Annotated in this window: 8 protein-coding genes; 3 read left to right on the forward strand and 5 right to left on the reverse strand. The window is 57.7% G+C overall.

What is annotated here, in order from left to right; genetic code table 11:
* Positions 1-976: pyridoxal phosphate-dependent decarboxylase family protein (locus WA354_RS02645; RefSeq protein WP_472811459.1), on the reverse strand; the 976-nt coding region annotated here is incomplete at its 3' end.
* A gap of 284 nt (positions 977-1,260) precedes the next feature.
* Between WA354_RS02645 and WA354_RS02650 the strand changes: the two genes are divergently transcribed.
* Positions 1,261-1,461, forward strand: a complete 201-nt coding sequence (locus tag WA354_RS02650; protein ID WP_026444771.1) for a cold-shock protein — start codon at positions 1,261-1,263, stop codon at positions 1,459-1,461.
* Positions 1,462-1,630: 169 nt separating this feature from the next.
* Here the strand turns inward: WA354_RS02650 and WA354_RS02655 are convergent, their stop codons facing one another.
* A complete protein-coding gene (locus WA354_RS02655) occupies positions 1,631-2,152 on the reverse strand; it encodes a GNAT family N-acetyltransferase (protein ID WP_472811460.1) in 522 nt (173 codons plus the stop codon).
* Between the two features lie 378 nt (positions 2,153-2,530).
* Between WA354_RS02655 and WA354_RS02660 the strand changes: the two genes are divergently transcribed.
* Positions 2,531-2,698, forward strand: a complete 168-nt coding sequence (locus tag WA354_RS02660) for a hypothetical protein (protein WP_472811461.1) — start codon at positions 2,531-2,533, stop codon at positions 2,696-2,698.
* A gap of 212 nt (positions 2,699-2,910) precedes the next feature.
* Here the strand turns inward: WA354_RS02660 and WA354_RS02665 are convergent, their stop codons facing one another.
* The 3 genes from WA354_RS02665 to WA354_RS02675 are packed head-to-tail and all read right to left on the reverse strand — an operon-like array spanning position 2,911 to position 5,887.
* Positions 2,911-4,512 (reverse strand): hypothetical protein, encoded by a 1,602-nt coding sequence (locus WA354_RS02665; RefSeq protein ID WP_472811462.1) that lies wholly within the window; start codon positions 4,510-4,512, stop codon positions 2,911-2,913.
* Positions 4,509-5,444 carry an ABC transporter ATP-binding protein gene (locus WA354_RS02670; protein WP_472811463.1) on the reverse strand — a complete coding sequence of 312 codons (936 nt, stop codon included), beginning with the start codon at positions 5,442-5,444 and terminating at the stop codon, positions 4,509-4,511. The genes WA354_RS02665 and WA354_RS02670 overlap by 4 nt, the downstream gene beginning before the upstream one ends.
* Positions 5,441-5,887 (reverse strand): GntR family transcriptional regulator, encoded by a 447-nt coding sequence (locus WA354_RS02675; RefSeq protein WP_472811464.1) that lies wholly within the window; start codon positions 5,885-5,887, stop codon positions 5,441-5,443. Before WA354_RS02675 ends, WA354_RS02670 begins: the two co-directional genes overlap by 4 nt.
* 124 nt (positions 5,888-6,011) lie before the next feature.
* On the opposite strand from WA354_RS02675, the gene WA354_RS02680 reads away from it, so the two are divergent.
* Positions 6,012-7,603 (forward strand): S10 family peptidase (locus WA354_RS02680; RefSeq protein ID WP_472811465.1); only part of this gene is annotated, 1,592 nt, incomplete at its 3' end.

Below are 7,603 nucleotides of genomic sequence, written 5' to 3' on the forward strand. Positions count from 1 at the left end.
GCAAAAGCCTCTGTGTCGCCCACAAAGCCACCGCCGCCGCCCCGGCCCGGGAGCACTCCAGGCTGATCTCTCCCAGATGCAACTCTTTTGAAGTGAAGTACGTATACGGTGAATCGTGCTTATAGAACCGCCCCACCCCCCGGTCCTGGAACAGCACGCACCCACACCCATAGGGCTGCAGGCCATGCTTGTGCGGGTCGATCACAATCGAATCAGCCTGGCTGATCGCCGCATACGCCCGCCGCGCCGGCTCCTCCAGCCGCTCCTCGATGAGCTTGAAATATCCGCCATAGGCCGCATCCACATGCATCCGGAACCCATACCGCTCCCGCAGCGAGAAAATCTCCGGCAGTGGATCCACCGCCCCGATCCCCGTGGTCCCCAGCGTAACTACTACGGTGCCCACATTGCCCTTGCGCAGCTCATCTTCCAGGGCATCCAGGCGCATCCGCCCCCGCGCGTCCGCCGGGACAGAGCCATATTCCAGCTTCAATACTGCCGAAATGCGATTGTGCGTATAGTGCGCCTGCTCCGACCCTACGATTCGCTTCCCCGGCGCGATCTGTCCGGCCACCCACAGGGCTTCCAGATTCGCCATCGTCCCGCCCGATGTCAGATGTCCCATGTACTCGCTCCATCCAAACATCCCTGCAATCTCCGCCACCGCCTCAATTTCCATGGCGGAGCTGGCCCGCCCCCCATCCCGGGCGTGATTGTTCGGATTGATTGTCATGGCCAGCGCATAGGCCGCCCGCGCCACCGGATGTGGCGGTTTCAGCATCTGCCCGGCATAAAGTGGATGGAAGTAGGGGAAGTTGTCCCCCAGTCGCCGCGCCGTCTCGTCCAGCACCGCCGCGATCGCGCCGGAGTCTGCATCGCTTTCTCGCGCAGGTTCGAACGCAGGCAGCGAACCAAACTCGCGCTTCAGTAGTTCCGTGGCATGGGCCAACAGGTCAGGGACGAGATCATAGGGCATGGCGACCCTCCACCCTATCACAGAGAAACCTGCTGCCGTAAGCCGCTCATTTTCAGCAGCATAGTGAATTTTGCAGTCTTTACCAGCGACTTTCGTGCCGCAAACACGGCCGATTAATTTGCGGTGGGATGGTACACTGTCGGCAGCGTTAGAGTCGAACCGGGCGTGTGCAGTAGCTCGCCCATAGCGTTTCAGGATCTTCCTGAAGCGTCGAACCAGCAAGATTCTGCCAGTGGTCGCTCCGATTCATCCAGCGCAATTCAATACCAGGAAACACTAAGAAAATGGAACAAGGTACTGTGAAGTGGTTCAATGACGCGAAAGGTTTCGGATTTATTTCGCGCCAGAACGGTGAGGACGTCTTCGTGCACTACTCTGCAATCAACTCGAGCGGGTTCAAGAGTCTGCAGGAAGGCCAAGCCGTGCAGTTCAACGTCGTAAAGGGACCCAAGGGCTGGCAGGCCGCGGACGTTCAGCCGCTGTAAGCCACGGATTTTGGCAGAATCTAGCAGACAGAAGCAAGGGCTGGGCCAATAACCCGGCCCTTGGCTTTTTCGACCAGGTCATTTGTGGTTTGGCTTCGGTCCCGGATTACTGCGGCCGCTTTCGACTCGGTCTCACGGTCGCTAGAATCTTGCTTCCCCGCCAGTGCCCCTACACTCGGAGCGCCAACACCTTCAGGTCCGGCCAGGTATAGGCGACCTCCATCAGTTTCGTGCCGCCAATATCAATCACCTTCGACGTCGCCAGCTGCGCCCCCGTCCGTTCATAAAAACTGCGGGAGCGATTCTGCTCCAACACCCACACCGCCATGCTTTTGAAATTGAGCTCCAGGAGTGCAGTTGCCATGGCTCGCAAAAGCTCGGCGCCGATTCCCCTCTTCTGCGCTTCCTTCAGCAAATAGAGCGAGTAGAGCTCCGCATCGCACTGCCCCACCGGTTCGCGATTCGTCCCTCCATGCGCGAACCCCACCACGCGTCCACCCCACTCCGCAACAAACACCAGCGCACTGCTGCTCAGCCACTCGCTCCACAATTTGGAGCGCAAAGATTCATCAAGGCCGGCCAGGTACGCATCGGGCACGATTCCCGCGTATGTCGTTTGCCAGCTTTCCACGTGCACATGCGCAATCGCGCCCGCGTCGGCCTCCACCGCAGCTCGAATCGAAATCTTCATCCATGCGCCTTCATCCAGCGCAAATCATACAGGCAAACTTCCGTTACCCTCTGCCCGGCACAAGGCACTTTATTCACGCAAGACTCCGGTTACGATAGCTCTCACAAAGCTCTGAACACAGCGTTCATCAAAACTGCTCAGGTGTCTAGCCTGAACGACCCGGAACGGAAAGTGGGGGGTGGCTAGCGTTACGGGCTGCGGTGCGAAGATACCACCCAGCCCGTGATTCATCACCTGGCCTCAACCTTAAGTCCCTGAAGCACTTCTTGGGCATGGCGCTTTGAAATACCACCCATTACTTTAGGATGGTTAACTGCTCCATACCTTTGATTTTCTGCTGTTTTCCGATGCTACACTTCGCCAAGTGGAGAAGAAAACATGGATCCCTATCGCGTCGCCTACGAACAAGCCATGACCGAGCTGAACGAGATCACACGGAAGTTCGATCTCCTCCGGCTGCAAAAAGCCCAGGTCGAAAATCTCATCAACGCTTTTCGCCCCCTGATCGAGAACAGCGACCAAACCGCCAACGCCATCGCAGGCTAATCGCGGCCGTGGTTGTCGCAGACGCATGCCGGCGCGAGCCGGCATATCCGTCTCGTTTCTCTTTGGCCCTCTCAACAATCTGCTTTTCTAAGCGCGCAAGCCGGCATCGCCGCGCCTTCATCTTCGCAAACTCTTCCGCCCCCGCTTGCTCACCATTTGAGTGCGAATCGGGAGCCGCGAACTGCGCGAGCTTATTGAATCCTCTGCGACGATCAATCGTTGTTGATCACTGTGACCTGGCCGGCATTCAGGCGAGGAAGTTGAAAGCCGTTCATCCAAAATGTTGCCTGGGTACGCCCCGTCAATGTGTATCTGGTGAAGGTTAGTGGAGTTCCGGAGCAAAAGTGCCGCACCTTCGCAGGCCGGTTATTTTCCATCACAAATTGATTGGTGAAATTGATTGAGGCTAACCAGATCGGAACAATGCCGAGTTCCGCGGACTCTTTTTCGAGCGACCCGATCCACGCCGCGGTTTGCACATTGTCGTCAGTCTTCGTCGATGTGCCACTGCACGGGGCAGCGGACCAGGCCGAGCTGACAAGCGTCAGTCCGGGGTGCCGCAGGGGTGCCCGGCAAGCGACACCTCCGACCTCGTCGGGACGTGTGGCAAAGCCCGTGATCGGTGTGCAAATGCCTACACCCGACACGGCAAAGTCATCCTGGCCGAGGGTAAATTGTTCCTTATTCTCCGCGCGCGCCTGAGTGAGAGCGAATGTTATTTGCACGCTGAGTGGCTTGCCAATGAACTCGTCATAGACTGCGCGCGGCATTGTGAATTGCGCGTTGGCCACCACCCTTTCTCCAGGGAAGAATTTGTTCATTGAGATGGACTGCCACACGGAAGTCCAGCGCGCGCCCGCCGGAGTTTGGAGCGTAACCTTCATGAAATCCGGGATCGTGACTGTCCCATCGGGCATGCCGGAGACGAGAACGGGCATTGAGATTCCCACCCGGTCACGTCTTTGCGCCACCAAGGCAGACGCTTCAGATCCTTCTTTTTCTTGATAGGTGAACTGCGCCGCTGCGATTGACCGTTGGCTTGGAGGATAGTTGCGGTCCATCAGGGCATTGTCGGGAGCGCCGCCCATGTTGAATGCGCCAAACAGCACCACCAGCGAAGCTAGTAGAAGCCAGGAAACCCTGACGCTTCGACGCCAATACTGCACGATGACCACGGCCAGACAAAGACCAAATGCAAGAAAGACGATCATCTCGCCTTGATGCGGAATTGCGATTCTGTCGGGAGGAGCGTACGCAGTCAGTAGCACAATCGCAATGAGACAAACTACCGCGCCCAACACTGCCAGCGTCATCCGTGCGAAGTTCCTCGTGACCGTTGCCAGAGCGACCAACGGGAGCACCAGGAAGCACGTGAGCTGGAACGAATCGTAGAGAAGGCCGCGGAAAGAGGGAAATGGCCTGAACCCCGCTTCAGCCAGCATCACGCACTGCGCAATCAAAAGAGGGACATAGAGAGACACAACCAGGAACAGCACTTTCGCCGCGAGCAATTTCTTCCACTCATAAGGACGCGTGATCCAGAACTGGCGATCGCCAACAAGTTTCTCCGCGTGAACCAGGGGAGAAATCAACAGCCACCAGCTTAATGGAACGACAAGAACCAGGAGAGACGGCAAGTCGCTCACTGACCCTGCAAATGGCAAAAACCCGATATTGCTGCCATACGGCATCGCTCCGATCCGCCACCGATAGTGACAAGTCAACACCAGAGCTGCAATCGCGGCGATTGAGATCAGGATCTCAAGCCACTGGTGGCGGGCGTCTTTCACGAAGATATGCAGGATCTGCTTCATGCGTTGATCCTCCTCGCTTCATTTGCACCCGACGACCTCTGATTGCGACCGGATTTGGCTACGGCCAGAAAGATGGAACGAAGCGGCATGGGGTCGAGTGAGAAACTGCGAGCCGTAGGGAAGAACTCCGCCAGCTCCCGCTCCGTAATCTGCTCTTTGTAATTGTTGTGAACAAAGCGTACGACGCAATCTGCGATCTCCGGCTGCAACCACGATGCGGGGCGATTGTCGGGAAGAGATGACGGACGTTCCAGCGTTACAGTTACATCTCTAAAGCGATTCGACAGGATCGGCATTTCTTCAGAAAAGAGCAGGCGGCCCTGTTCCAGAAATCCAACGTGGCTCGAAAAGGTTTCAATTTCGCCGAGGTCATGACTTGAGAGGAAGATGGTGGTCTCAGGTGCCCGGTCGAGCAGGCCCTCGATCAGTTCATCCCGCACCAGCGGATCGAGTCCGGAGAACGGTTCGTCCAGCACGATCAGAGAGGGCCGATAGGCCAGTGAGCTTGCGAACGCAGCCTTCATCCGCATGCCGCGCGAAAGATGCTTGAGCTTGCGTTTCAAAGGCAGATCGAACTGCCGTACCAGTTGCTGCTCGAGCGCGGCATCCCACTGCGGATAGAACGATCTGCAATAGGCGAGCATGGCGCCCGTCGTCATCCATTCAGGCATTTCCTGGTTCTCTGAAACATAACCGATGCGCGTGAACGCTTTGCCCGCCAGGTGTCTCGCATCTGTTCCGAGAACTTCCGCATGTCCGTCGCTGGGGCTGAAGATGTTCATCAGCATCTTGATGATCGTGGTCTTTCCTGCACCGTTCGCGCCGACCAGCGCATAAATAGCGCCCTCGGGTACCGCGAGGTCGACGCCGTCGACAGCCACCGTTCTCCCAAATCTGCGTGACAGCTTTTCTGTTCGGATGGCGAGTTTCATCGCTCTCTATGGCCTCCATCGTCAGGCGTGCTGCCGCCTGTGTTCTCGCGTGTCAGGCGCTTCCAGTGATCCGTTATGGAATCGAGCATCTCGTCAAGGCCGATTCCTAATCGCTTGGCCTCCACGACAATCTCCTCGATTTCGTGCCCGAGCAATTGCGTGCGCTCCTTCCGGGTGGAGTCAGGAAGAGCGGCGACGACGGTGCCGACGCCGGGTCGCGTCTCCAGTAATCCTTCATTCACAAGGTGTGCCACGATCTTCGCCGCCGTATTGGGATTGATCTTGAGTTCCTTGCTAAGAGTCCTGACGGACGGAAACGTATCGCCCGGGCGCAGTTGGCCTGAGACCATCGCCTTCTTTGAGGCATAAACAACTTGCTCAAACAGCGAGAGACCAGCGCGGAATTGAACACGGAACGGGATCACGTGTGTACTATTACGCATAGTACACGTGAAGTCAAGTGATTTTGATCAGGATTACCGACGTCGCTGCATCCTCAGAAGGTTTCAGGCCACGCTCAGGTATACTCCGGCTACCGACGAATCATTCCAGGAGGTCTTCCCCACTATGCAGCATCGTGCTTGCAGTCGCTGGTTTGCCGCTCTCGCGATCGGCGTTTTTGCCGCTTCTTTCGCATGCGCGCAGAACAACGCCGCGCCATCCGCCGCCAAATCCGAGGGCAAATCTGAAGCCAAAATCACCCCCGACGCTCCAGCCGACTCCATTACTGAAGGCTCGCTCAAAGTTGGCGGCCAGACCATTGAGTACCGCGCCATCGCGGGCACACTCACCGTAGGCTCCACTGATCCGCAAGACGCAATGATCGGCTTCGACGGCAAATACCTGCCCGACGCCACCATCGACATGAGCACCAAGCCGGAAGATCGCCCCGCCACCGCGCGCCTCTTCTACACTGCCTACTTTCAGAAGAACCCTGCGAAGAACCGGCCCATCACCTTCCTCTACAACGGCGGACCCGGCAGCGCCACCATGTATCTCCACATGGGCGCGTTCGGCCCGATGCGACTGGTCCTCCCACAGGATTCTGCCCACCAGGAAGGCGCGCCCTACCAGATCGTGCCTAACGAATACAGTCTGCTCGACGTCAGCGACCTGGTCTTCATCGATGCTCCCGGCACCGGCTTCAGCCGCATCTACGGCAAAGACGCCGGCAAGGCATTCTATGGAACCGATCCGGACGCGCACGCGTTCGACCGCTTTATTCGGCGCTTCCTATCGAAGTACGATCGGTGGAACTCCCCGAAGTATCTTTTTGGCGAAAGCTACGGCACCACGCGCACGGCGATTCTGACCAACCTGCTGCAACGCCATCTCGATCTCAACGGCTCCATCTTCCTCTCGCAGATCCTCAGCTTCGACTCGAGCGCGGACGACCCGCAAGGCAATCCCGGCACCGATAACGGCTACTTCCTCGCGTTGCCGTCGATGGCTGCCACCGCGTGGTATCACCACCGCGTCCCCAACCAGCCCGCGACGCTCGAGCCATTTCTGAAAGAGGTTGAGCAGTTCTCACTAGGCGCCTATGCCGCGGCTCTGCTTCAGGGCGCCGACCTCGCCGATGCGCAGAAAAAAGATGTCGCCGCAAAGCTTGAAAGCTATACGGGCGTTCCCGCGGCCTACTGGATCAAAGCCAATCTCCGTGTAAGCGGCGGCGAGTTTTCAAAGGAACTGCAGTCGGAGATGGGCATCACCACCGGCCGTCTCGACACCCGTTATCAAGGGCCCGACATCGATCCCCTCAGCGAAAGTGCTCAGTACGATCCCTTTGGCTCGGCCACGTCCTCTGCGTACAACACCGCCATCAACCAGTACGCCCGCGTGACCCTCAAGTACGGCGAGAACCTGACCTACAAGCCCAGTGCGCGCGAAGCCAACGGTTTCAACTGGGACCTCAAGCATGTGCCGCCAGGCATGGGGCAAGGATGGGACGACTCAAGCGTGAACGTCATGCCTGACTTGGCCATGGCCATGAAGCGCAATCCGAAATTGAAGGTGCTGCTCATGGGTGGCTATTACGATCTGGGCTGCACTTACTTTGGCGCGACCTATGAGGACAAGCACCTGCAGATTCCACAGTCGCTCCAGAGCAACATCAACTATCGCTTTTTCCAGACCGGCCACATGGTCTACATCACCAC

The organism is Occallatibacter sp. (assembly GCF_049802275.1).
Classification (GTDB): Bacteria; Acidobacteriota; Terriglobia; order Terriglobales; family Acidobacteriaceae; genus Telmatobacter.